We start from the raw sequence: 26,892 nt of genomic DNA on the forward strand, positions 1-26,892 counted from the left end.
ACGCCCTTTGGCGTCTTTTTGAATAGATCAGTTTGAATGTGATCGACAGCAGCTTTCCTTAGTGGGAGAACGCTTTGGCATACGTTATATCATACCTCGGACAGAGCCTGTATCTTCCTGCGGACTTCGGCAATTGCCCGCATCAATTCCTCCCGTTCTCCGGGAGATTCCGGCTCCTCACGCGCCATCAGAACAGCCAGCTCCAGCCCCAGGCGCTCCCGTTCGTTGTCAGCCACTTGCCCGGCGGAATCCCGCCGGTTCACCCGATCCTTGGATTCATATTCCTCCACCGTACCCGGGAACCACTCCGGCTCCTTCCTCCCGTCCAGCAGCAGCAGCCGATTGCAGACCTTGCGGGCCAAATATCTGTCGTGTGTTACGATCATAAGCGCCCCTGGATATGAGCATAACGCTTCCTCAACAACTTCCCGTGTCTCGATGTCCAGATAATTGGTCGGCTCATCGAGGATGAGCAGATTGGACTGGCCGAAAAACAACCTCAGAAACGCTACCCGGCATTTCTCGCCCATGCTCAAATCGCCGATTTTCTTATACACCTCATCCCTGGAAAATAAAAAACAGCCCAGAATCGTCCTTGCATGCGATTCGGTCATATCCGGCAGCACCAGCAGGCTGTCCAGAATACTCATGCCCTCTTCCAGGTTATGCAGCTCCTGGGCAAAATAACCGATCTGAGCCTGCGGATGCAGGGCAACCGCGCCTGAAAACGGGGCAAGCTGACCCGTTACCAGCTTGAGCAGCGTAGACTTGCCCGTTCCGTTAGGCCCCAATACGCCGACCCGGTCCCCCCGTTCCACTTGAAGATTGAAGTGGCGGAACAGCAGATCCTGGCCGTAGCCGAAGCTAACATCGTTCATGCGCAGCAAGGTCGACGCCGCAAACGCTCCGTCCTGCAGGTTCATTCGAAGCTTTTTTGCCTCGCGGGGCTTCTCCACCCGATCCCGCTCCAGTCGCTCCAGCTCCTTCTGTTTCGCATGATAACGCGAAATATTCTTCTTCGCCTTCGCCTTGTAGAAGCTCGCCGTGATCGCCACATCCAAATTATCCGCGCGGGCAGCCCGGTGGGCCTGATGGAACCATTCCTGGTAGCGCCGGATGGATTGCTCCAGAGCCTGCTTCGCCTGCTCCTGCTTTTTGTACGTCGTCATTTGGGTGCGCCACTCGACCTCCTTCTGCTGCCGGTAATCGCTGTAGCCGCCTGCATAACACCGGCATCCATTGGCCTGCAGCTCCAGAATGGACGTAGCCGTCCGGTCCATGAATGTCCGGTCATGCGACACGTACAGGATCGTTCCTTCATAGGTGCGAACCCACTCTTCCAGGTCGTTCAGGGACTGGGTATCGAGATGGTTCGTCGGCTCATCCAGCAGGACGAACTTCGGCTCGCGAACCATCAGGGCAGCGAGCTGCGCTCTCGTCTTCTGCCCGCCGCTCAGCCGGTCAAACGGCAAATTCCACAGCTCCGGCGGCAGGTTCATTTGCCCCAGGCGCTTCTCTGCTTTGACCTCCCAATCATAGCCGCCAAGCTGCATATACCGCTCATAAATCAAACCGTATCGCTCCACGCTTGCCTCCGAGGCTTGACCGGATCCCATTTCGCTCTGCAATTGCTCCAGTTCTTTTTTCAGCTCATAGATTTCTCCGGATCGGGACTGCACGTATTCCAGCAGCGTTAATGGCGAATCGAGGTCGACCTGCTGCTCCATCCAGCCCCATTCTTCGAGCGGCAGCACCCTGTGGACACGCCCCTCCTCGAAGCTGATCTTACCCAGCAGGCCCTGCAGCAAAGTTGTCTTCCCGGAGCCGTTTCGGCCGAATAGCGCCACCCGCTCTCCGCTGCCTACTTCAAACGAGAGGTCTGTAAACAATGCCTCTCCATTCCATTCCTTCCTTAAACCCTTAACTGTTAAAACCATCGTCATTTCACATCATCCCCCGTTTCGCGAATATAGAACGCAAATAACCGTGGCCAGCGGCACACGGTCAGATACACATACAGCGAAATAGGGGTACAACCATAAGGAGAAACAGACTCAGACGCCAAAATAAGCGCTGGTTCAGCTATCCTTATGATCGTAGCAGTCTTTTTGAGTACAAAAAAAGAAGACCCTAAGTCGACACACGTATCCCTGACCGGCTCCCGATGTCACGAGAGCGCCGCTTGCCTGCTGACAAGTTGTCTTGTGGGAACGTGTTCTTACTCCATCGTCTAAGGGTCCTCCTGAATAGTTAAAATAATGGGTTGCTTCTTACTCTTTTATTATTACCATGAATTCCAATCGAGAGCAAGCCGCCTTTCCGGATTACCGGAATAAACGAATTTAGCGGGTTTACCCGACTTCGAGATCAAAGCCGCCTTTGGAGAATTGGCTGTTGTACAGATCGGCGTAGAATCCGCCTTGTGCCAGCAGTTCTTCATGGGTGCCCTGCTCGATGACCGAACCATGATTCATGACCAGAATCAAATCCGCATCCTTGATCGTCGACAAGCGGTGCGCAATGACAAAGCTCGTGCGCCCCTTCATCAGTTCATTCATCGCCTTCTGGATATAAATTTCCGTCCGCGTATCCACGCTGCTCGTCGCTTCATCCAGGATAAGAATCGCCGGATCGGCAAGAACAGCCCGCGCTATGGTCAGAAGCTGCTTCTGGCCTTGTGAGATATTGGAGGCTTCTTCGTTCAGAATCGTATCATACCCGTCCGGCAGCGTGCGGATGAAATGATCGGCATGCGCCGTCATCGCGGCCTGGATGATCTCCTCCTCCGTCGCTCCTTCACGCCCGTAGGCGATATTGTCGCGAATTGTGCCGTTGAACAGCCAGGTATCCTGAAGCACCATGCCGAATAGACTGCGCAGGTTCCCCCGGCTCATTTCCGTAATATCGACCCCGTCGATCGTAATCGAGCCGCCGTTCAATTCATAGAAACGCATCAGCAGATTGATTAGGGTCGTCTTCCCGGCCCCCGTAGGGCCCACGATGGCGATCGTCTGACCTTTCGAGGCATGTATATTCATATCTTCGATCAGTATCGCTTGATCCTGGTAGCCAAACCGAACATGATTGAAGGAAACCTCTCCTTGCGGCTCTTCAATTTTAACGGGGTGAGCCGGATCTGGAATTTCCTCGGCTTCGTCCAGCACCTCGAATACACGTTCCGAGGAAGCCACAGTGGATTGAATGATATTGGCAATGTTAGCCGTTTGCGAGATCGGCTGGGACAGCTGTCTCGTATACTGAATGAACGCCTGAATGTCGCCGATCTTAATTTTTCCCTTCAGGACAAGAATGCCGCCTACCACGGCAACCAGCACGTAACCGATATTGCCAATGAAGCTCATGATCGGCATGATCACGCCAGAAATGAATTGCGCCTTCCAGCCCGCGTCATACAGGCGCTCGTTGATCTCATCGAATTGCTGCAGCGATTTTTGCTCGCGGCCGAACACTTTGACCACCTTGTGGCCAGTGTACATTTCCTCCACATGACCGTTCAGCATGCCAAGCTCCTTCTGCTGGCGGACAAACTGGCGCTGGGAACGCTTGGCGATCGAGGTGATCGCCACGATGCTCAGCGGGATCGTCAATACCGCGATCAACGTCATTAACGGACTGATCGAGAGCATCATCACGATAACCCCGATGATGGTCAGAACCGATGAAATCAGCTGGGTCATGCTCTGCTGCAGGGTGGAGCTGATATTGTCCATATCGTTCGTCACCCGGCTGAGAATTTCCCCATGCGTTCTGGCGTCATAATATTTGAGCGGCAGACGCGACAGCTTGTCGTTCACTTGCTTCCGCAAATTGTAGACCGTCTTCTGCGAGACATCCGCCATTAAATACTGCTGGAAGTAGCTGAATAGAGCACTCAATAAGTACAGTCCAAGCAAAGTAAGAATAATTCTTCCGATGGCATCGAAGTCGATAGCCGCCCCCGGAATCCCATTCATTTTCCCCATGATTCCTTCGAATAGTATAGTCGTCGCATCCCCCATAACCCTCGGGCTAAGAATGGCGAATACCGTACTAAGGACAGCCATGAGGACCACGGAACCAATCTGCAGCCGGAACGGACGCATATAAGTTATAAGGCGTCTGAGCGTGCCTTTGAAATCCTTTGCCTTTTCGGCCGGCACTCCCATTCCGGGCGGGCCGCCATGCCCCCGGCCTCCGCCGAAGCCGCCTGGTCTTTTTGCGCTTTGTTTTTGGCTCTGGCTCATGCGATCTCCTCCTCTGACAGCTGGGACAAGACGATTTCCCGGTACACCTCGCAGGTGTCCATCAATTCCTGATGCTTGCCGATCCCCGCGATTCGGCTCTCGTCCATCACGATGATCTGATCGGCATCCAGGACGGTACTTACCCGCTGAGCGACGATAATGACGGTGGATTCCCCGGTCTCCTGCTTGAGCGCTGCGCGCAGCTTGGAATCCGTCTTGAAATCAAGCGCCGAGAAGCTGTCGTCGAAAATATATATTTCCGCCTGGCGTACCAATGCCCGGGCAATGGAGAGACGCTGCTTCTGACCGCCGGAGACGTTGGAGCCGCCCTGCGCGATTGGGGAGTCATACCCTTGCTCCATCTTAGAGATGAAGTCGGCCGCTTGGGCAATTTCCGCCGCATGCCGCACCTCCTCATCGCTGGCATCCTCTTTCCCGTATCGGATATTGTCGCTGATCGTGCCTGTGAACAGTACGGCTTTCTGCGGAACGAAACCGATCTTCGAGCGCAGCTCATGCTGGGACATGTCCCTGACATCGGTGCCGTTCACCAGTACGCAGCCTTCCTCCACGTCATAAAACCTCGGAATGAGATTAATCAGCGTAGATTTGCCGGAGCCTGTACCGCCGATGATCGCCGTCACCTCGCCGGGACGGGCCGCAAAGCTGATATCCTGGATTGCCGGCTTCTCGGCGCCAGGGTAGCTAAACGACACGTTCTGGAACTCGACGTGGCCTTTTTGCCCATTCACGGGCGCCGGCGCATCCGTATCCTTGATGACCGGAGCCATATCCAGCACTTCATTGATCCGGACAGCCGAAGCCGACGCGCGCGGAATCATTACGAACATCATCGACACCATTACAAGCGAGAACATAATTTGCATCGCATACTGCAGGAACGCCATCAGATCCCCAACCTGCATCATTTCCGCTTCGATCCGAAGCCCGCCGAACCAAATGATCGCGACCGATGACAGATTCATCACCAGCATCATGACCGGCATCATGAAAGCCATAATTTTATTGACTTTGATCGAGATATCCGTCAAGTCATAGTTCGCTTGGTCAAAGCGCATTTTCTCATGCTGAACCCGGTTAAAGGAACGGATGACGCGGATTCCCGTCAAATTCTCCCGCATGACCAGATTCAATTTGTCGATCTTCTTCTGGATCGCCTTGAACAGCGGAATGCCCTTTCGGGCAATTAGAAAAATAGCCAGCGCCAGCACGGGCAGAACTACCACGAAAATGAACGACAGCGTGGGGTCCTTCGAGACGGCCATAATGATTCCGCCTATACAGAGCATCGGCGCCATGACCATCATCCGCAAAATCATGATCAGCACCTGCTGCACTTGCGTAATGTCGTTCGTTGTACGCGTAATCAGTGACGCCGTGCCGAGCTTGTCGAACTCCTCCAGGGAGAAATTCTCGACATGGTTAAACACCTTCCCCCGCAGCAGCTTTCCGAATCCTGTCGCCGCCCGGGAGGCAAAATAGCTGGCTGCGATGGAGCAGAGCATTCCCCCAAGCGCTACCAGCAGCATAAAGGAGCCAACCTTCCATATATATGGTGTATCGCCGTTGACTACGCCAATATCCACGATATCCGCCATCAGCGTCGGCAGGTAAAGCTCGGATAGCGATTGAAAAAACACCAGCACGAGCACGGCCAGAACCGGCAGCCGGAACGGCTTCAAAAACCGAAAAAGCTTAGTCATCGTCCATCATCTCCACTTTCCCTATGAATGTCGCTCTTCTCTTTCATACCAGCCTCCAAATGCTCATAGACCTGTTCAAGCAGCGAGGCCAACTGCTCCGTCTTCTCTTTTCCCAGGCGCTCGTACAGCTCCTTGAATCTGCGCGCTACATCCTCCTTGGCCTGCTTCGTCACAGCCTTTCCCTGCTCCGTCAGCTTCACTCTGACAACGCGCCGGTCCTCCTGGTCGTTATACCGGGTGACCAGCCCCCCGCGCTCCAGATTCTTGATGAGCTGGGTAATGGTCGGCGAGGTAACCTCCATCATGGAGCTAAGCGAGGAAACGGAGGAGCCTCTTTCATCCTGAGTACAACCGTACTGGATGCAGAGCAGCATTTTGATTTCGCTATTGTTCCATCCGCCAACCGCCATCTTGTGCCAGTCGGCACGGCGAAAACGGTGAAGCGCCTCAATAAGCCTCTGGGCTACCGGATCGTCGCCCATAATCATGTAATCACTCCCTGCGCATTTATTTATACTATTTAATAATTAGTATGCCTATTTATTAGTACACCTAATTATATTTCCGTCATTTTTCAAAGTCAAATATCTGTGGAGCAGCAATGTTATCCAATATGCAGACAGTAAATTTACAGTGAAAAATGTTCCTTAGCATTCTGCCGACAAACCAATACTGCTAATCGTAAGTTGCAGACAACGATACCGAACCTATAGCCTCTCCACGATCGGAACCTAGGCCGCGAATGTGAGACCCTATACCACAATTGAAACCGGTGATCCAGACATGACCTATACCCACCCCACGCGACCTAATACCACGACCCAAGAACCGCGGACCGAAACCGGGACCTATACGGGAACCGAAGCCGAGATCTAGATCAGGAACGTGACGGCGGCCGATGACGAGATCTAGTGCGGGAACGTGAACAGCGGCCAATGACGAGATATAGAGCGGGAACACGGCCACCGAACGATGACGAGATATAGAACGGAAACGTGACCGCGACCGGTACTTTATAACGGATCTCACAAGCGCTATTCGTTTGAAAGCAGCCCCTGTCAAAATGTAACGAATCTAGGGAGCGTTATTTCACTTTTTTCTGCACCAAGCAGAGGATAAATGGGCAAATAGAGTGGCTAGCAACCGTTAGGATTAAAATCACTGCAAATATGTATAAATAAGGTGGATGAGATCCGTTAGATCGGGCTAACAGTCAGCAGCAGCCAAATGCCGCCTCCTTCGAGTTGTCTTGTTTGGTGGGTTCATCCGCACGGACGAGAACCTGGCCTTTTACTACAGAATTTGCTTAAAAAAGTTGCAGCGACTAGGCTCCCAATGCTCGCCTCCCTCGCGATCATATAAGAAAAAACTTCTGTCGACATAATCTCCAAGATGGTTCCATTGAAAACTTACTATTCCATAACCCAAAAAGACCCCGCCGCAGCGGGGTCTTAAACATGTATACTTTGTTCAAAATGGCAGCTTAATTCCCTCCAGCTCAGGGAGTGCTCTGAATTCATAGCCTTGCCGCCTAGCCTCGTCGATGATGGAACCCAGCGCCTCCATGTTATCCTTCGATACCGAGTGCAGCAAAATAACGGCTCCCGGATGCAGCTGCCCAACTACCTTTTTGAACGCATAGCCGCTTCCCTTCTGATCCTTCGTATCCCAGTCCTTGTAGGCTGCTGACCAGAAGACATTGGTGTAGCCAAGCTCTTTTGTCACGCGCAGCGTCCGTTCGTTAAAGATGCCTCGCGGGGGGCGAAGATATCCCATATCGCTCTGTCCAGTCAACGCAACGATCTCTTTATTTACCCGTTCCAGCTCTTCCTTGATCTGTGCGTCGGAGATGGTCGTCATGTCTGGATGGCTCCACGAGTGATTCGCGACAATATGCCCTTCAGCGGTCATCCGTTTGACGAGCGCAGGCTGATCTTTTACAAAATGCCCGGTGACAAAAAATATCGCCGGCACCTTTTTCGCTTTAAGCGTGTCAAGAATCGGTGCCGTATAACCGTTCTCATAACCATTGTCGAACGTCAGGAACAAATCCTTGCGTGAGGTATCGCCCAGAAAGATTGCGCCATGCTTATCGACGATCGGTTTAAATCCCTCCTCGTCAATAGAGGGAAGCTGCCCTCCCACGCTCCGCTTAAAGCCGAAATGATAAGGCCCGTCTGCTGCCGCCGAGGCCGAAGCTGCCGTCCCGACCGGCAGAATGCCCAGGAGACAGCATACCGCCATCGCCGTCAACAACGCCATTCTCATCCTTGGTTCTCTCCTTTTTATCATGATAGGTCATTGTATTTTCAGCTGTAGAGGCAAAAAATATGCATCCGCTCGCAACAAATAAGGCTATCCGGCGCAGTCTCTTGTATAGACTGGCTGAATAGCCCATTCCATATGTCCTTATATTAAATCCTTAGCCGCGGTGATCCAGGGGAAGCACCCGTCCCTGGGAGTGGCTCTCCATAGCCAGCTCGATAATCCGAATCACATCACGGGCATCTTCGGCCGCGACAGGAGAAGGCTGTCCTGAGCTAATGGCATCTGCCAGCTTCCGGTAGAATGTTTCATAGCTCCCCGTCAGCGTCTCCACCGTTCCGCTGACAGCGAGTCCGCCGATATCCGTGGTCAGCTTGCCATAATTCGCTTCGTTATCCCGGCCCCAATTCTCGTCGCCAGGGCCTGACCCTTTCCGGAGCTGAGCTTCCTGCGGGTCGAATCCGTGCTTGATGAAGCTGCCTCGATCCCCGTGCAGAATGAAGCGCGGACCTTGCTCCCGTACCAATGATCCGGAATGAAGGACGACCCGCAGGTTCGAATAGCCGAGCACAAGGTGAAAATAATCATTAGCCTTGCTGCCTCTGCGTTCCTTGCGCAAGTCCGCCCATACAGTGTTCGGTTTTCCAAACAGTGTTAGAGCCTGATCAATCAGATGCGAACCGAGATCATAAAGAATACCCGAGCCCGGTAAATCCTGTTCGCGCCAGCGTCCGGTCACTTCCGGCCGAAAGCGGTCGAAGTGAGCTTCATAGTACGAAACACTGCCCAGTACGCCTGAATCCAGCAGGCGGCTAATGGTCAAGAAATCATTATCCCAGCGACGATTATGATAAACCGTAAGCAGCAGCTTCTTCTCCTTAGCAAGCGCGATCAAACGATCCGCTTCCGCCGAGCTATTCGTAAAAGGCTTCTCCACGACGACATGCTTGCCCGCCTCCAGCGCCTGGGCCGCATATTCATAATGGGTTAAATTCGGACTGGATACGACCACAAGCTGTATCTCCGGATCGCTCAGCAGCGTTTCTACATCCTCATATACCTTCGCTTGGGGATAAATTCCCTTCACTTTAGCTGGCTGAGAAGATACGACGGCAGCGAGCGTCATACCTTCCGTCCGGTCAATGAGCGGAGCGTGAAATACGGAGCCGGATAAGCCGAAACCGATAAGTCCTACCTGAATTGCCATTCCTGTTCCCCCTCTGTTTCAAGTCACAATGATGGTTTGTGCAAATCGAATAATGCCCCTATTATACCATCGGACAACTCTAGCAGCCCATGGAATGCAAAATATGTTTGAAATGCAGCGCCTTTCCTAGCAGCACTATTATTAAAGCACCTTTGACAGCTCCGATTTGGCAAATGCGATCCACTCCCGGGTAGCAAACGACATATAACGGTCATCGCGCCATATGATACCGAGCTTCCACGGAATGACAGGCTTCACTAGAGGAATGATCTTAACCCGCTTATTATCGATCTCCCGGCAGATCGTCTCTGGAAGAAGTGTAATGCCCAGGCCTACGGCCACCATTTCACTGATTAAGTCCCATTGCGAGCTCTCATAGATAACATGCGGCTGAAATCCAAATCTGGCACACTCGCCGATAATCCGGTCATGCAGCGTAAAATCTTCCCGAAACAAAACGAAGTCGTCCTGGGCCAGCTCCGCCAGCTCAACTTCCGTTCGCTCCGCAAGCGGATGGGAAGGATGCACGACCAAATTCAGCTTCTCCTCCACGAACGGGAAGCTGCATAATCCCTCATGCGTCGTCGGCAGGACGACAACGCCGACTTCCAGCGTGCCGGCAGCTACTTCAAGCTCTACCTTTTTCGCCCCGTCTTCATAGAGCTGAATCGTAATATCTGGATACCTCTTATGAAACTGCCCGATCACCTTGGGAAAGAAGCTGGCGCCTACCATAGGGGGAAGCCCAATTCGGATATGCCCCTTCTTCAAATTACGAAGATCATCCAGCTCCGAGGTCAGGTTGTGGAACGAAGCGACGATCTGCTGAGCCTGTCCGGCAATCATCTGTCCGGCGTCCGTCAACTCCACTCTCTTGCCTAGACGGTCGAACAGCACGACGCCAAGCTCGTCCTCCATCGCCCTGATCGCTTTGCTGATTGCTGGCTGCGTGATATACAATGCGCTCGCGGCTTTGGTGAAGCTGCCATGTCGGGCGACCTCGATTAAATATTGAAGCTGCCGAATATCCATGACTCTTATAATCCCCTTCATTATCGATAACTTTTTGGAATAGTATACATTATTTATATTCATTTTACTCATGAAAGTAATTAATGTAACATTTTCATTACCAACTGAAAACAATGAAAGGAACCGGCTTCCCATGAATAAATTACGTCGCATCGCCTTGAGCGTGCTGCAAATCACTCTTTTATTCTTCATTTCGATGGTGATGAACCAGCTGGCCGGTATGCTTCATTTACCTATCCCTGGGTCCATACTGGGCATTATCGTCATCTTTGCACTGCTCAAACTGAATGTCATCAAGCTGACCTGGATCGAACAAGGAGCCAATCTGCTACTAGCCGAGCTGCTCCTGTTCTTCATCCCTTCCGCGGTCGGCATCATGAAATATATTCCGCTGCTGGAGAGCGACGGGGTTCGCATTCTAATTGTCGTCATTTCCAGCACGTTTATCGTCATGCTAAGCTCAGGACTCATTGCCTCAAGAATTACCAAACGAAGGGAGAGCAACGCGTCATGATCACCGGTCTATTCTGGCTGGCCCTTACGCTTCTCATTTACGCGCTGTCCAAACGATTGTATCAGGCCAAACCCAGTGTCTACCTGTCCCCGCTGCTGGTGACTCCGATCGTACTCGTGATCGGCCTGATGTGGGCGCATATTCCTTATGAGTCTTACAATTCAGGCGGCAAATGGCTTAGCGATATGCTGCAGCCTGCGACGATTGCCTTTGCCGTACCGCTGTACAAATACTATAACGTCCTTAAAAAGCATGCGGCGGTCATCATCGTCAGCGTCATATCGGGCTCGATCATCGCTATTATCTCCTCAGCCGTGCTAGCTGAATGGCTGCGCCTGGATCATCAGCTGGTCAGCAGCCTGATCCCCCGCTCCATCACGGCACCCATCGCAATGAGCGTATCCCAGACCATCGGCGGGATTCCTGGCATGACAGCGATCTTTGCCGTCATTACCGGTCTGCTCGGCAGTATTATCGGTCCCTATGTATTGAAGTGGTTCCGTATCGACAATGAAGTCGCCCGCGGCGTGCTGCTCGGTACCGGCGCCCACGGCACGGGAACCTCCAAAGCGTTCGAGCTTAGCTCCTTGACCGGAACGATATCCAGCATTTCCATGATTCTCGCCGCTTTGTTCACGCTGGGAGCGGCTCCTGCCCTCATCACTCTATTATTCTATGGATAAGTGCCAAGTGTGTTAATTTTAGGGTTCCTCCAAAATTTATATAGATTCGATTCAGGCCTTGCCGGATGGCAAGGCCTCTTTTTTTTCACATAGTGAACCTCATCTTGTTGGCGCACGCACGCCAAAAAAGACCGAGAGACGAGATCTCGGTCTAATCTGTGCATCGTGCAAAATCGTGCTGACTGAAAGGGAGGTTTCTACTCTGCCGGAGTTACGGAGCTGTAGCCAGCGCGCTGAATACAATCGGGCCAATGACTCTAGCTGTATTTGTAGCAGCCGCAATTTGTTCTACGGATAAAATGTAGTCATGCACCCCGGGAGCTACGTTCGAATCTACAGCGATCAATGTGGTGAGATTGACGTTCTCGAAATTCGTTTCAACAGCCTGTTCAGCGTAATAGATTTCGCGGCCGTCACGGAGAATCCGGAACAATACGCGGGGAATTCCCGTCAAGCCCTGTAGTCCCACTGTCGCCGTCAATTCGACCGTATTTACAGGCGCGTTGGCAGGAATGGAAACGCGCACCAGTGCAATGCCCTGGCCAGCCGGAGTTTGCGGCACATTAATTGCTGCTCCGTTGGTAATAGGGGTTGGCACATTTGTGACATGTTGAAGAAGCACTGCCATATTTCTATCAACTCCTTTCATGGAATACTACATATTATGAAGGAGCGATAGAATGCGATCGGGCGGCTATTCTAAGGATTTTGCTCATTTTTACGAGAAAGCTAGATTAGAAACGTCACATCGCCGGAACGGGGACCGGCTTGCCGCTTAATGACGACTCGAGGGCTGCGCAGGTCACCGCCTGGGTGCGGACAGCATCCGCATAGTCAGAACGAATCCGCGATGCATCTCCTGTTCGCACCGCATGGATAAATGCGGCAGTTTCGGCGGCGTATGGATTGTCCGTGCTGGAATAGCTCGTGGACACTCCGTTGTTTTTGACCTCCAGCTTATCGGGATCCCATGCCAGGATGCCCTGCTCGGTGTAGAAGCTCAGGCCGATTTCTCCTACCGCCCCCGGCAGCACGCAGGTATTCGAGATATTGGCTATGGCTCCGCTAGAGAGCTTTAACGTGACCGTACCGACATCCGGAACCGTCACGCCTTCATGCTGCCCCTTCACGATCCGATCGCCGTAGACTGCATAGACTTCCTCCACCTCACCGGCGGTATAGCGCAGCAAGTCGACTAAATGCGTCGTCTGCTCGATGAACTGTCCGCCCGAGCCTTCCTGTTTTCTCCACCAGCCTACGCCAGGCATGCTGCCCATCCAGGCGCCAAGAGCCATGCCGATCGTTTGTCCTTGCAGGAGCTCCTTAAGCTGCGCAACCGACTGCTTGTAACGGAAATGGTATCCGACCGACGTCATGACGGGACTCTGGCGGAGCTGCTCCAGAATGCGGCGGGGACCATCCAAGTTGACGCCTAGCGGTTTCTCTACAAGAAATGGAATTCCCCGGGCGATCAGTTCCGTCTCCACGCCCTCATGCGACATTGGCGGGATGCATAAATACACGGCATCCAGCCGCTCGCTGTCCAGCATGGCCGTCAAACTGTCATAGCCCTTTGCGCCGGGATAGCGGGAAGCAAGCGCATTCGCTTTGTCCATGCTTGTCCCGCAGGCTGCTGCTACACGCACGCCCTCGGTTTCCGCTAGAATGTCCCCGTGCACCTTGCTGAACCAGCCTGTACCCACAATTCCGATATTCAAAGTCATCGCTATTCTCTCCTTTATCTGCTCTGGTATAGACGATATCCGGCCCATTGCCGCATTAAATTTAAGCGTAACCGCTCTACCAATAAATCACAAGAATAAAACCATTCCGTTTAGAATGCCGGCCATTTGGCACATCCCTGTCACAATTTCGATCATCTTTTTCATTAAAACTATGTCATTTTTCATATAATAAAGTAATGAAGTATCCTGCTAGTACCCCAAAGTTCATCTCAATATGGCATGAAGTTCATCTAAATAAAGTTTTGTTTAGGAATGGATTACATATTACAATTGATTCAGACAAATCGTGAAAAAGAGAACACGTTTAATTTTGTGTGAAAGGTGGGATAGCGATGGCTATCATGCAACAACAATCCAGCAACCTTGACGAGGCTAAGCAATACGTCAACGAGGTGTACGAGACGGTCAAGAAGCGAAACCCTGGAGAAACGGAATTCCATCAAGCAGTTAAAGAAATTTTGGATTCCCTGGTACCCGTATTCGCCAAACATTCCAAATACCGGGACAATGCGATTCTCGAAAGAATCGTCGAACCAGAACGGCTGATTACTTTCCGCGTGCCTTGGGTAGATGACAACGGAAAAGTGCAAGTAAACCGCGGCTTCCGCGTTCAGTTCAACAGCGCAATCGGACCGTACAAAGGCGGCATCCGCTTCCATCCTTCCGTCAATGCCAGCATCATCAAATTCCTGGGCTTCGAGCAAATCTTCAAAAATTCCCTGACAGGACAACCGATTGGCGGCGGTAAAGGCGGCTCGGACTTCGATCCTAAAGGCAAATCTGATAATGAAATCATGCGCTTTACACAAAGCTTCATGACCGAATTGTCCAGATACGTCGGACCGGATACGGACGTACCTGCTGGCGATATCGGCGTTGGCGCCAGAGAGATCGGATATATGTTCGGGCAGTACAAACGCCTAGTCGGCGGCAACGAAGCCGGCGTATTGACCGGTAAAGGCTTGCTGTATGGCGGCAGCCTGGGAAGAACCGAAGCGACGGGATATGGCCTGGTCTACTTTACGAGAGAAATGCTGAAAACGAAGGGCGAGCGCCTTGAAGGCAAAACCGTTGTCGTCTCCGGTTCCGGTAATGTCTCGATCTACGCCATTGAGAAGGCGCAAGAGTTCGGCGCTAAAGTTGTCGCATGCAGCGATTCCAACGGCTATATTTATGATGAGAACGGCATTGATCTGGCTACGGTGAAACGCATCAAAGAAGTGGAAAGAAAACGGATCAAAGAGTATGTCAACGATCATCCTTCAGCCATCTATGTGGAAGGCTGCGAGAACATCTGGAGCATTCCTTGCGATATTGCCCTGCCATGCGCGACGCAAAACGAAATTAACGAAGAGTCGGCAAAACTGCTTGTGGCTAACGGCGTGAAGTACGTTGCTGAAGGCGCCAACATGCCTTCCACGCTGGAAGCGATCGAAGTATATTTGAACAACGGAGTATACTTTGGCCCAGCCAAGGCCGCCAATGCCGGCGGGGTTGCCGTTTCCGCACTGGAAATGGCCCAAAACAGCGCGAGACTGGCCTGGTCGTTCGAGAAAGTGGACAAAAAGCTGAAAGATATCATGAAGAATATCTACAGAAACAGCGTAAATGCCGCCGAGGAATATGGATATTCCGGCAACCTTCTGGTAGGCTCGAACATTGCCGGCTTCCTGAAAGTTGCTGACACGATGATTGTTCACGGCGTCGTATAAGGATGACGGAAGGTATTTAAACCAGCACAAACAAATAAAGCAAACTAAAAGGGAGCTGTCCCTAAAGCAGATTTCTCTGCCAGGGCGGCTCCTTTTTGTCTTCCTTTTCTAAAAAAAACAGCAGCTAAGATCCGAAATTAGGCGCCATTTCTTTCAGGAAGTCATAGAACAGCTTTTCCGTAGGCGGCAGCTCCCGGTTCGCCGGAATGATCACTCCGACATCGCGCGTAACAAGCGGCTCCGTGATTGGCAAGGCCGTTATAGAATCGGGAAGATATTCGCCTAGCGCGATTTCCGGCAGCACCGTCAGGCCAAGGCCTGCAGAGACAAGGCCCTTGATCGCATCCAGATCGTCCCCCTCGAACGTCACCTTCGGCTTGAAGCCGAGATCGCCGCAGGCGTTCACGACGATTTCCCGCAGCACGAAGCCTTCAGGGAACAACACGAACAAATCATCCTTCAAATCGCTGAGCTTGACCGAGGGCCGGCCCGCCAATGTATGCTTGGCAGGAAGCAGCGCCTTGAATTTTTCCCGGAACAGCACCTCGACTTTGATTTGCGACTCGTTTTTTGGCACAGGGCCCATAATAGCCAGGTTCATATCCCCTTTGATTACGGAATCGACGAGCTCGCGGTACGAACCATGCTGCAGCTGAAAATGTACGGCAGGGTAGCGCTCCCGAAAGGCGGACACGACGCCGGGGATCATCTGGGACGCCAGGCTGCTTGGAAATCCGATCCGCACCGTCCCCCGCTCGGGGTCCAGAAACTCGCTGATCTCCTGACGCGCGTTATCCAGTACTTTGGTCAACTGCTCCATATGAGCGAGAAATAATTTGCCGATGGGGGTCAGCTTTACCTTCCGGCCTTCATGGATGAATAAATCGACGCCTAACTCGGACTCCAGTTTGAAAATCTGCCTGCTGACAGCGGACTGCGAGACATGAAGCGCATAAGAAGCTTCCGTCACATGCTCCAGCTTCGCCACCTCGATGAAATATAAAATTTGCCTCAATTCCATTCCGCCGCTTCACCTCCGGGTTCCCATAGTATAGCCCTTATTATATAAGTTAAGCTGACAGAACAAAAGCAGGGGATGAAAACGTTCTCCTTATGTCACAGTCATTATTCTATTTATTGAATAATTTACAATTATAAGGTAATATTAACCTACCTATCCTATTATTTTCACTACTTTTCATAGTAAAATACGCTGTCTAATGCCACAATCTCGTATGGTTCATAAAAAGGAGGTGTTCCTGCACTCATCCGTATATTCTTCTTTGTCTTACCTGCCCCCATTGATCCTGCACATATCTGACGTGATGCCGTGCGCCTTTGTATACTATCTGCAGATCATTACCTGCGGTCACCCAGATACCACTCTGCCAACGCGAACCAACTCATGGACATTTGAAATTCCCGACCTTTAAATTGTTAACGTGTGCAAAGAAAGGAGCCCTATTCTATCATTCAAAATCAATCCATTGTGAGGAGGTTTATTAAGTGCCAAAAACATCTATTTTCAAAAGAATTCCTTATAAAAGATTCCATCTTGTACTATTATCTATCTTTATTGCAGGATCTGCGTTTACAGGCTTGCTGGGTGCAGACCGCTCGCATGCTGCGGCAAGCGAAAGCTACCAGTGGCGCAAGGTGATGACCGGCGGGGGCGGCGGCTTTGTGCCGGGGATTATTTTCAATCCGACCGAACGCAATCTCATTTACGCCCGGACCGATATCGGCGGAGCTTACCGCTGGAACCCGGCCGATAACAGCTGGATTCAGCTGCTGGACTGGGTGGGCATGGACGAATGGGGTAAGACCGGGGTTGATGCCCTGGCTACGGATCCAGTCGACCCGAACCGTCTGTACCTTGCCGTCGGCACTTATACGAACAGCTGGGATCCCAATAACGGCAGCATTCTGCGGTCTACAGATAAAGGAGACACCTGGCAAGTATCCAATCTGCCCTTCAAGGTAGGCGGGAACATGCCTGGGCGTTCGATGGGCGAACGGCTCGTTATTGACCCGAACAAAAATAACATTCTTTATTTCGGAGCGCGCAGTGGCAACGGACTATGGAAGAGTACCGATTACGGGGCCACCTGGAGCAAGGTAACGAGCTTCCCGAATCCCGGCACCTATGTCGAAAATCCCGATTACGAGTATCAAAGCGATATCGTGGGGCTGGCCTGGATCACGTTCGATCCTTCGACCGGCTCGCCCGGACAAGCTACACAAACGATTTACGTAGGCGTCGCGGATAAAAATGAAAGCGTATACCGAAGTACGGATGGCGGGGCGACATGGTCTGCCGTTCCGGGTCAGCCGACAGGGTATCTTCCGCACCACGGCGTCCTAGCCTCCAATGGGCAGCTGTACATTCCATATAGCGATGGCGTGGGCCCTTACGACGGAACGAAGGGCGATGTCTGGAAATATGACACGGCCACAGGAGCCTGGTCTAACATCAGTCCGATTCCGTCCAGCAGCAGTGACAACTACTTTGGCTACGGAGGATTGGCCGTGGATGCCCAGCATCCGAACACCATTGTCGTTGCTACGCTCAATTCCTGGTGGCCGGACGCCATCCTGTTCCGCAGTACGGACGGCGGAGCTACCTGGAGCCGCATTTGGGATTGGGACGGGTATCCGAACCGGACGTTCCGCTACACCCAGGATATCTCCGGCGCCCCATGGCTCGATTTCGGCAACAACCCGTCCCCGCCGGAGGTTACGCCAAAGCTCGGCTGGATGATCGGCGATCTGGAGATCGATCCCTTCAACTCCGACCGGATGATGTACGGAACCGGAGCTACGATTTACGGCACGAACAACCTTACCGCTTGGGATACAGGCGGCAAAGTTAACATTAGCGTAATGGCCAAAGGCATTGAAGAGACTGCGGTCAGCGCTCTGATCAGCCCGCCGTCAGGTGCACATTTAATTAGCGGCCTGTTCGATGTCACGGGCTTCAGGCATGATGACCTAACCCAGCCTCCGGCCAAAATGATGATCAACCCGAACAGCACGACAGGCATCGACTACGCCGAACTTGATCCAAGCTTTATCGTACGCGTAGGACAAGCGGACAAATCCGCTAACCCGAATGCCAAATCCATTGGCTTCTCCCGGGACGGCGGCTCGAACTGGTACGCCGGAAACGGCGAGCCTGCCGGAACCGTAGGCGGGGGCCAGGTCGCTCTTTCCGCCAATGGGAATGCTATTCTGTGGAGCACTCCGGACGTGGGCGTCTTCTATTCCAGTAATGGAGGGAATTCCTGGACTGCGAGCACCGGCGTGCCAAAGGGAGCAAAAATCGCCTCTGACCGCGTTAACTCCAATAAATTCTACGCTTGGTCGGCAGGGAACTTCTATGTAAGCACCAACGGCGGAGCCGCGTTTACCAAGACCGCGGCGACAGGGCTTCCTACCGAAGGAGACCTGGACTTTAAAGCGGTGCCTGGCATTGAGGGGGATATCTGGCTCGCGGGGGGGAACGCAACGGGCGGCAAATACGACCTATGGCATTCTACCGATTCCGGGGCATCCTTTACGAAGCTCTCCAACGTTCAGGAGGCTAACGTGGTCGGATTCGGCAAAGCTGCGCCTGGCCAGAGCTATACGGCGCTCTATACTAGCGCCAAGATTGACGGTGTGCGGGGCATTTTCCGCTCCAATGATGCGGGGGCTACCTGGATAAGAATCAATGATGACAAGCATCAATATGCCTCTACCAACTCGGCCATAACCGGGGATCCGAGAATTTATGGCCGCGTATATATCGGTACGAACGGACTTGGAATCGTATACGGGGATACGCTGACGAATCCGCCGGAGCCGGAGCCGGGGCAGCCGACGACACCTGACTCTACGATCTCGCCTACGACAGCCGCCTTCGACAAGAACGCCAGCAATCAGGCCAACGTGACGGTAACCATGACGCTTAACGGGAATACATTATCCGCTATTCGCAACGGGTCCACCGCATTGACGCAGGGCAGCCATTATACGGTATCTGGCTCCACCGTCACGATTCTCGGCAGCTATTTGGCTTCACAGCCGCTCGGCCAGCTCAGCTTGACGTTTCAGTTCAGCGCTGGGGCTGCTTCGGTGCTGAACATTACGGTGAAGGACTCGACGGTGACGACACCTGCCGGAGACATTAAGGTGCAAATGTACAACGGATCCGTAACAAACGTAACGAACACCCTTAATCCGCGGATTAAGCTGACGAATACCGGCAGCCAGGCCATCAGCCTCTCCGACGTCAAGCTGCGTTACTACTATACCATTGACGGAGAGAAGCCCCAGACCCTGTTCTGCGACTGGACGCAGGTCGGCAGCTCCAATGTGACAGGCACCTTTGTCAAGCTGCCGACTGCGGCAAGCGGAGCGGATCACTATGCGGAGATCGGCTTTACAAGCGGTGCGGGCAGCTTGGCGGCAGGCCAAAGCATCGACCTGCAAATTCGCATCTCCAAGAACGACTGGAGCAACTATTCGCAAAGCGATGATTACTCCTTCGACCCTGCTTCGACTTCCTATCAGGATGCCCTGCGTGTCACTGGCTACGTAGCGGGCAGTCTGCAATGGGGAGTAGAGCCGTAACACGGTTCGGGGTTAAGCTGTAGGCGCCATGATCAAACTGGTGAAGGCCGTGCTGTGCACGGCCTTTTGCTGAACCACCGTAAGCGGTGTGCGGTATAGTGGGCGGCGTGAAGTGCCGTGGACCGCGTGCATGCCGTGGACGGCGGGCGTGCCATGGGCGGCGGGCGGTGCGGCATGCAGTGGCGCTTTCTGCGCGGCAGCGAAAAAAGAACCTTACCTGTGAAGTGCCCTATGTTAGGTTAGACCTAGCATAGGGCACTGTCATTCCAGTGAGGTTCTGCCTGGTTGAAGTGTTTCTCTCAAATCAATTAAAAACTGTTGATTTATGGCTAGATGGTCAGGATCCGGTAACTAGATGTATTTCATGCAGTTAGTTCATCGGTTTTGGCATGTTAGAGGGAACTAACTGCAAAACCTGCATTTAGTTTTAAGATATTTCGACGAATTCGCTCCATTCAAGCAAACTAACTGTATGTTTTACATTTAGCGCATAGTTCTTTTATAAAAACAGCTTAACTAGCTGTATAAAATACATTTAGTTTCGAAATTATCAATGAAGGTTGCATTGTGCCGGGGTGTGACCGTCTTTTTCCTCCTGAGCATTCTGCACTTTCGCATCCATTTGCCCTATCTGTTACCTGAAAGGAGAAAAATCCTGCATCTTAGCAGGATTCATCCCAATGGTGGCAACAGTACATAAACTAACCTATATCCTCCGGCCGATCCAGCGCATAAAGGCTGCGGTACCGCAGCTCCCGTGCCAGCAGCTCCTCGTGCGTACCGCGCATTAGAATCTCGCCGTGCTCCATAAAAACGATCTCGTCCATCATTTCCGCTCCGACCAAATGGTGGGTGACCCATACGAGCGTCTTGCCCTCCGTCGACCGGAAGATGGTCGACAGGAGTTCGCGCTCGGTGCGCGGATCCAGCCCCACTGTCGGCTCGTCTAGGACGAGCACCGGCGCATCCTGCAGCAGGATGCGCGCAAGCGCCACGCGCTGCCGCTCTCCGCCGGAGAAGCGCTGCCCGGTCTCGCGCATTGGCGTGTCCAGGCCCGCCGGCAGCGTGGCGATCAGCCCGTCAAGCTGCGCTTGCTGTACAGCCAGGCCAAGCTCCTCCTCCGTGGCGCTTTGACGCCCAAGCCGGATGTTGTTCGCTACCGTCGTATCGAACAGATGCGGGCTTTGGTTCAATACGGAGATGACCTTGGAGATGTCATCCCCAAGATACGCCGCGGGAACGCCGTTAATTAGCACGCTGCCTTCCACCGGCGAGATGGCGCCCTGGATGAGCTTCAGCAGCGTTGATTTGCCAGCACCGCTGCGGCCGATCACCATGACCCGCTTGCCTTGCGGAAGATTAAGCGATACATCGCGGACGGAATACAGGATACCCTCAGCAGCCGTTTGCGCCACCTTCTGGTCATGGTTCTTCTGGTCACGGCCATTCTCCTTAATCCGCTCAGCCTTCTGCTCCCGATCCTTCTGCTTACGGCCATTCTCCTTAGCACACTCAGCCATCTGCTCATGATCCTTCTGCTCACGATCCTTTTGCGTATTCCGCTCAGCCTCATAGGCGAAGGAGACGCCCTGCAGCTCCAATTGCACGTCCATGGCCTGGGCAGCCTCAAGCACAACGGCCACGCGCTGCTGGTGCAAAGCCGATTCCGCATGAGTCCCGTCCACCACAGTGTCCATGGGCCGTACCAATGCGGGCTGCGTTATCCGATCCAAGCGGCGCAGCGATTCCTGGTACTGCGGCGTGCGCTCAATCGCTTCAGACAGAGGCAGGAATGCATCGGCCAGCGGGAATACGACAAGCACGAAGGCCGCGATCAGCACAGGGTCAATCTGTCCAGCCGCCGCCTGGCCGCCCGACCAATAAATCATCGATACGACGGCAATTCCAACGACAAGCTGCCCGATCAGGCTTCTCCATCTCGCCCAGGCACGCACCTTGCGTTCCTTGCGGGCTACGACATCCTCGTCATGCTCGTAAGATTCCAGAAACTCCGCAGGCCGGCCGCTAACTACCCAATCTCCGATGCCCATGACCGCATCCGTCAGCTTCTGATATAACCCGTTACGCTCCCGCTTCACCTCGGCATTCGTGCGTCTGGTCAGTATCAGTGAAATATAAGGCAGCACGGCAACGAGGATGAAAATATATCCCGCTACCAGCAAGGCAAACAGCCAGTCAAACTGCCCTAAAGCGATGACAGCGATCCCATAGATAATCACGGCAATGAGACTAGGGAAAACCGTACGGATATACACGTTCTGCAGCTGCTCGATGTCGTCCGCCAGCACGCCGAGAATATCCCCCGCCCGGTAGCGGGAGCGGATAAACAGCGCCTGAGGCTCCAATATGTTGTACAAACGAACCCGCATTTTCGATAAAATCCGCAGCACCGCATCATGTCCAACCAGCCGCTCCACGTAATGAATGACCGCCCGGCCGATGCCGAACGCCCGAATGCCGACAATCGGTACGTACACGAGCAGAATATTGTAGGGCTGCAGCGACGATTTGGAAATCAGGAACCCGGAAGTGAACATCAGCATGCTGGCCGCTAGAATTGTCAGCGTACCGAGAATTAAATACAAGGCGAAGCGTCCGCTGTAAGCACGGAAATATGGAGTAATCCACTGCCCCTGCTGCTCCTGCCCGGCCGAGTGCCTAGCTGGGCTCTTTTCGCGGTTCCAGTCCATGGCATCCTCCCTCATGCTCACAATATCCCCTCCCGGTGTAATGTTAACAAGCGATAATATGCGCCCTTTCTTGCGACCAGCTCGTCATGGGTTCCCATCTCGGCAATCCGGCCCTGCTCCATAACGATAATGCAGTCCATGTCCCGCATCCAGTGCAGGCGGTGGGTCGCCAGCAGCACAAGCTTGCCTTCGAACAAAGGCAGCATCGTCGCCTTCAATTCATATTCCGTCTCGATGTCCAAATGAGCTGTCGGCTCATCCAGCAGCAGGACCGGCCGCTCGCTGAGTAAAGCGCGAGCCAGCGCTACACGCTGCTCCTGGCCGCCGCTCAAGGCGCGCCCGCCCCCGCCGATAGGCTCATCATACCCGGCGGGCAGCGAAGCCGCCAAAGCGCCGAGCCCCGCGGCGGCAGCGGCTTGCTCGATCGCAGCACGGGAAGCGCCCGGCGAATAGAAAGCAATATTCTCTGCCAGCGTACCGCTGAATATATAAGGATTTTGCGGGATGTACGTAATCTGCTTTCGCCACTCGGCGCTCGCCAGATCCCCCAGCTTCACGCCGTTCAGTTCGATTTCACCCTCCGTCGGGCGCAGGAAGCCGCCCAGCACATCGATCAGCGTCGATTTGCCGGCTCCGCTCTCGCCGATAATGCCGATTTTGCCCATACCGCCCAACTCAAGCTTGGACAGATCCAACGAAGGCAGCGAAGTTTGCCCCTCCTCCTCATGCCGTACCTTTAGCGATGACAGCTTCATGACACTGTTCGCGTGCCACGCCAGCGATGCCCCTTCGGGCAGCTGCGCCAAGGCGGCTTTCTCCGCCTCTCCTTCCGCGATGATCGCATTCATCGCTTCGCCGGCCTCCTTGCCATCAAGAGTCGCATGATAATCCGCCCCCACCATCCGGACAGGCAGGAAGTACTCCGGGGCCAGAATGAGGATCGTCAGTCCCGTCAACAGCGTCATGTTGCCGTCGATCAGGCGCAGGCCAAGGCTGACCGCTACGGATGCTACCGACAGCATCGTGAAGAAGTCAAGGGCAAACGAGGACAGGAACGCTACACGCAGCGTCCGCATCGTCGCGGAGCGGTAAGAATCGCTCACTTTCTCGATCGACTTGCTATGCCGCTTGCTGTGCCCGAGAAATTTCAAAGTCTCCAGCCCGCGCAGCGAATCCACGAAATGATTCGACAAGGTGCGGTACGATTTCCACTGGCGATCCATCTGCTTGCGTGCAGCCAATCCTACTAGAATCAAGAAAGCGATGAGGATCGGCAAAGTGATGACCAAAATGACAGCCGCCGTAACATCCAGGATAAATACGTACAGCAGAATCAACGCCGGTGTCATCCCAGTTGCCAGCATTCGGGGTAGGAACAGCTCCAGATAGTTGCGGAACTTCGTTACGCCATCCAGGACAAGAGTCACCAGATTACCGGTGCCCTCTCTTTTGGCAAACCGGGGGCCCAGCTCGAACAGCTTCTCCATTACCTGCTTGCGCAGCTCCTTGCCTGTCCGCTCGGCGAAGCGGTGAGCTATCCGCTGCTGCAGAAGCGAGGAAATTTGCCGGACGATAAAAGCAAGCAGGAACAAGACGGCCCCGCCGAATTGCTCCTGCAGCTTAGCGCCGGCAAACAGGGCGGAGACAACCTCCGCCAGCCATTTGGCCTGCAATATGATAGCGATGCTCTGAATGAGGGTCAGAACGCCGATCCCGGCAAGAACCGGCTTGATCCCTTTAAACTTCATTAAATCGCGTCCCATTAGTACTCTAAATGCTCCTTCTCATTAATGCGTTTATGAAAGACGAAGTAACTCCAAATTTGGTAGCCAAGTACAAATGGCAGCAAGGTCAGGGCAACAATTGTCATGATCTTCAATGAATATGGACCAGACGCCGCATTGTGAATCGTCAGCGAATAAGCTTCGCTGATCGAGCTAATCATGACGCGTGGGAACAATCCGATAAATACAGAGGAGATGGACAGCGCGATCAACGTTCCCGTCATCCCAAAAGCCCAGCCGTCTCTCTGCTTGCTGATGAACCTTCCCGCTAACAGAAAGGCTCCTAAGCCAACCACCGCGATCAGCGTCAACGGCAAGGCGCGGACTTCGAACACGTCCGTTTGGAAGTACGTCATCACTCCAAAGATAACGAACAATGCCGCTAGCGGAATAAGCAGCTTATGCGCCAGCTTGCGGGCACGCTCCTGCAAGCTGCCCGTTGTCCGCAAGGTCGTGAACAGCAAACCGTGAACGAGACACAAGACCACGACGGTGATTCCGCCGATAAGAGTGTACAGATTGACCATATCGAATAATCCGGCCCTCATCTCCATATCACTGTCGATTGGCAGCCCTTTGAGCAGCCCGGAGAACACGACGCCGAGCAGAAATGGGGGCAGCAGACTTCCAAGGAAAATGGCTAGATCCCAGGTGTTCTTCCAGCGCTCGCTCTCCCCCTTGCCCCGGAATTCAAAGGCGACCCCGCGGCCGATCAAGGCCAGCAGCAATACGACAAGCGGTGTGTAGTAGCCGCTGAACAGCGTGGCATACCAGTTCGGGAAGGCCGCGAACATCGCGCCGCCCGCCGTCAGCAGCCAGACTTCGTTCGCATCCCAGAAGGGACCGATCGAGTTGATCAGCACCCTTCTTTCCATATCATTCTTAGCTAGAAACCGCGTACTCATCCCTACCCCGAAGTCAAAGCCCTCGAGGAAGAAGAAACCGATAAACAGAACTGCAACGAGGATGAACCAGAGCTCATTAAGAGATAGCATGGTATCCCTCCTTACCATATGGATCTGCCGATTGCTCATCATCATTCGCATTCTCGGCATAAGGGCCCTTTTTAATCACTTTAACGAATAAATACACCATCACTGCGGCCAATACCGCATAAATTGCCGTAAACGCGATAAGCGAGAATAGGATCTGGCCGGAGGTCACGCTCGGCGATATGCTGTCCTCTGTCCGCATGTAGCCGAAGACCGTCCATGGCTGACGCCCGATTTCCGTCATGATCCAGCCCGAAGTATTCGCGATGAGCGGCAGCGAAATCGCCCACAGCATCATGCGGTAGTACCATTTGTTCGGACGGTCCAGCTTTTTGCGCCAAGCCAGATATGTGCCGTACATTCCGAGCACAATCATCAGCGAGCCTGCAGCCACCATAATCCGGAAGCTCCAGAAGGTAGTCCGTACGGGCGGAATGTAGTCGCCGGGACCGTAAGTTTGCTCGTATTCGGCCTGCAGCTCGTTCATCCCTTTTACCTCTCCGGAGAATTCGCTGTAGGACAGGAAGCTGAGCAGATAAGGAATTTTAATCTCAAAAGAGTTCTCTCCGGTCTTCGGATCGATATGCGCATACACCGTCCATGGCGCCGGATCGCCGCTTTGGCCCCATAATCCTTCGGCTGCAGCCATTTTCATCGGCTGAGTCTTCACCAAATATTGCGCCTGCTGGTGACCGTACAATGCCGTGGCAAACGAAGTAATCAAACCGACGATAATCGCGATAGTGAACGATTTCTTAAAGAACTCCATATCCTCGCGTCTCATCAATTTATAGGCGCTGACGCCCGTAATGAGGAATGCTCCCGTCGCGAATGCGCCAAGCACCGTATGCGGGAATTCCACCCACAGCTGACCGTTGCTGATCAGCGCGAAGAAATCATTCATTTCCGCCCGGCCATTATTAATCGTAAAACCGACAGGACGCTGCATAAACGAATTGGCCGCCAAAATCCAAAAGGCTGATGCAATCGTACCGATGGATACGAGCCAAATGCTAAGCAAGTGCACTCGCTTGGACAGTCGGTCCCATCCGAAAATCCACAGCCCGATAAACGTTGATTCCATAAAAAAGGCGAATAGTGCTTCAACGGCCAGCGGGGCACCGAAGACGTCGCCCACAAAGCGCGAGTAGTCCGACCAGTTCATGCCGAACTGAAATTCCTGCAGAATCCCGGTTACGACCCCCACGGCGAAGTTGATGAGGAATAATTTGCCCCAGAACTTGGCCATGCGCTTGTAGATTTCTTTTCCTTTGGCCACATACATGGTTTCCATGATCGCGATGAGCAGCACCAGACCTATGGACAACGGCACAAAGAAGAAGTGAAAGATTGTTGTTGCTGCAAATTGGATACGCGCGAGCATTACCGGATCCATAAAATACACCCTTCTTTCATCTTTGGTTTCACTATTGTGAATTCTATCACGGATTTATGAAAACAAACGGGTAAAAAGTAATCGTTTTGTGACAAGAATCACATAATACGGCGCCCACTGTGTTGACAACGCCGAAAACCCGCATCACGACAAGGTTTTTTCGAGACATTTGCATTTGTGGAGATATTGTGAATGGGCCTCTTGAGCAAAACGGCAACCTGCATCTTTTGCCTTTGACCGTAACTTTTCATCCCTATGCAGCGTCTAAA

At 53.1% G+C, this 26,892-nt stretch carries 18 protein-coding genes; 4 read left to right on the top strand and 14 right to left on the bottom strand.

Translation table 11 applies throughout. The features are described from left to right. Positions 1 to 89 precede the first annotated feature (89 nt). The 7 genes from abc-f to MKX50_RS23425 all read right to left on the bottom strand — a co-directional run bounded on the left by abc-f (position 90) and on the right by MKX50_RS23425 (position 10,472). On the bottom strand, positions 90 to 1,943 hold the full coding sequence (gene abc-f, locus MKX50_RS23395; protein WP_339157887.1) for an ABC-F type ribosomal protection protein: 1,854 nt from the start codon (positions 1,941 to 1,943) through the stop codon (positions 90 to 92). 408 nt (positions 1,944 to 2,351) lie between these two features. Next, positions 2,352 to 4,244, bottom strand: coding sequence for an ABC transporter ATP-binding protein (locus MKX50_RS23400; protein WP_339157888.1), 1,893 nt, complete (start codon positions 4,242 to 4,244; stop codon positions 2,352 to 2,354). Next, complete coding sequence (locus MKX50_RS23405; protein ID WP_339157889.1) at positions 4,241 to 5,968, bottom strand: ABC transporter ATP-binding protein; 1,728 nt, start codon at positions 5,966 to 5,968, stop codon at positions 4,241 to 4,243. Before MKX50_RS23405 ends, MKX50_RS23400 begins: the two co-directional genes overlap by 4 nt. Continuing rightward, on the bottom strand, positions 5,965 to 6,456 hold the full coding sequence (locus MKX50_RS23410; RefSeq protein WP_155612222.1) for a MarR family transcriptional regulator: 492 nt from the start codon (positions 6,454 to 6,456) through the stop codon (positions 5,965 to 5,967). Before MKX50_RS23410 ends, MKX50_RS23405 begins: the two co-directional genes overlap by 4 nt. Positions 6,457 to 7,438: 982 nt before the next feature. Continuing rightward, positions 7,439 to 8,236, bottom strand: coding sequence for a delta-lactam-biosynthetic de-N-acetylase (pdaA, locus tag MKX50_RS23415; protein ID WP_213591197.1), 798 nt, complete (start codon positions 8,234 to 8,236; stop codon positions 7,439 to 7,441). A 154-nt stretch (positions 8,237 to 8,390) separates the two neighbouring features. Continuing rightward, the gene (locus MKX50_RS23420; protein ID WP_339157890.1) at positions 8,391 to 9,440 is read right to left on the bottom strand and encodes an oxidoreductase; all 1,050 of its coding nucleotides are present in this window, start codon (positions 9,438 to 9,440) and stop codon (positions 8,391 to 8,393) included. Between the two features lie 141 nt (positions 9,441 to 9,581). Beyond that, complete coding sequence (locus tag MKX50_RS23425; protein ID WP_339157891.1) at positions 9,582 to 10,472, bottom strand: LysR family transcriptional regulator; 891 nt, start codon at positions 10,470 to 10,472, stop codon at positions 9,582 to 9,584. Positions 10,473 to 10,605: 133 nt separating this feature from the next. On the opposite strand from MKX50_RS23425, the gene MKX50_RS23430 reads away from it, so the two are divergent. Together MKX50_RS23430 and MKX50_RS23435 are read left to right on the top strand one after the other, a co-directional pair. Next, on the top strand, positions 10,606 to 10,986 hold the full coding sequence (locus MKX50_RS23430) for a CidA/LrgA family holin-like protein (protein WP_213591204.1): 381 nt from the start codon (positions 10,606 to 10,608) through the stop codon (positions 10,984 to 10,986). Beyond that, positions 10,983 to 11,669, top strand: a complete 687-nt coding sequence (locus MKX50_RS23435) for a CidB/LrgB family autolysis modulator (RefSeq protein ID WP_213591206.1) — start codon at positions 10,983 to 10,985, stop codon at positions 11,667 to 11,669. Before MKX50_RS23430 ends, MKX50_RS23435 begins: the two co-directional genes overlap by 4 nt. Before the next feature lie 211 nt (positions 11,670 to 11,880). On the opposite strand, the gene MKX50_RS23440 is transcribed toward MKX50_RS23435, so the two are convergent. Together MKX50_RS23440 and MKX50_RS23445 are read right to left on the bottom strand one after the other, a co-directional pair. Next, positions 11,881 to 12,297 (bottom strand): exosporium protein C, encoded by a 417-nt coding sequence (locus MKX50_RS23440; RefSeq protein WP_213591209.1) that lies wholly within the window; start codon positions 12,295 to 12,297, stop codon positions 11,881 to 11,883. A 115-nt stretch (positions 12,298 to 12,412) separates the two neighbouring features. After that, entirely contained in the window at positions 12,413 to 13,393 is a 981-nt protein-coding gene (locus tag MKX50_RS23445) for a Gfo/Idh/MocA family oxidoreductase (protein WP_339157892.1), read from the bottom strand. Positions 13,394 to 13,746: 353 nt separating this feature from the next. On the opposite strand from MKX50_RS23445, the gene gdhA reads away from it, so the two are divergent. After that, entirely contained in the window at positions 13,747 to 15,126 is a 1,380-nt protein-coding gene (gdhA, locus tag MKX50_RS23450; RefSeq protein ID WP_155612230.1) for an NADP-specific glutamate dehydrogenase, read from the top strand. 124 nt (positions 15,127 to 15,250) lie between these two features. Here gdhA and MKX50_RS23455 read toward each other — a convergent pair whose 3' ends face one another. Further along, positions 15,251 to 16,147 (bottom strand): LysR family transcriptional regulator, encoded by an 897-nt coding sequence (locus MKX50_RS23455; RefSeq protein WP_155612231.1) that lies wholly within the window; start codon positions 16,145 to 16,147, stop codon positions 15,251 to 15,253. A gap of 485 nt (positions 16,148 to 16,632) precedes the next feature. Here MKX50_RS23455 and MKX50_RS23460 point away from each other — a divergent pair, with 485 nt between their 5' ends. Next, complete coding sequence (locus MKX50_RS23460; RefSeq protein ID WP_339157893.1) at positions 16,633 to 19,740, top strand: X2-like carbohydrate binding domain-containing protein; 3,108 nt, start codon at positions 16,633 to 16,635, stop codon at positions 19,738 to 19,740. 701 nt (positions 19,741 to 20,441) lie between these two features. On the opposite strand, the gene MKX50_RS23465 is transcribed toward MKX50_RS23460, so the two are convergent. The 4 genes from MKX50_RS23465 to MKX50_RS23480 are packed head-to-tail and all read right to left on the bottom strand — an operon-like array spanning position 20,442 to position 26,623. Continuing rightward, on the bottom strand, positions 20,442 to 22,466 hold the full coding sequence (locus MKX50_RS23465) for an amino acid ABC transporter ATP-binding/permease protein (protein ID WP_339160240.1): 2,025 nt from the start codon (positions 22,464 to 22,466) through the stop codon (positions 20,442 to 20,444). 2 nt (positions 22,467 to 22,468) lie between these two features. Further along, positions 22,469 to 24,214, bottom strand: a complete 1,746-nt coding sequence (gene cydD, locus MKX50_RS23470) for a thiol reductant ABC exporter subunit CydD (protein WP_339157894.1) — start codon at positions 24,212 to 24,214, stop codon at positions 22,469 to 22,471. Further along, positions 24,214 to 25,230, bottom strand: coding sequence for a cytochrome d ubiquinol oxidase subunit II (gene cydB, locus MKX50_RS23475; protein WP_213591215.1), 1,017 nt, complete (start codon positions 25,228 to 25,230; stop codon positions 24,214 to 24,216). The genes cydD and cydB overlap by 1 nt, the downstream gene beginning before the upstream one ends. Continuing rightward, complete coding sequence (locus tag MKX50_RS23480) at positions 25,217 to 26,623, bottom strand: cytochrome ubiquinol oxidase subunit I (RefSeq protein WP_213591217.1); 1,407 nt, start codon at positions 26,621 to 26,623, stop codon at positions 25,217 to 25,219. The genes cydB and MKX50_RS23480 overlap by 14 nt, the downstream gene beginning before the upstream one ends. Positions 26,624 to 26,892 lie beyond the last annotated feature (269 nt).

The sequence above is a fragment of the Paenibacillus sp. FSL W8-0186 genome (assembly GCF_037969765.1).
GTDB lineage: Bacteria > Bacillota > Bacilli > Paenibacillales > Paenibacillaceae > Fontibacillus > Fontibacillus woosongensis.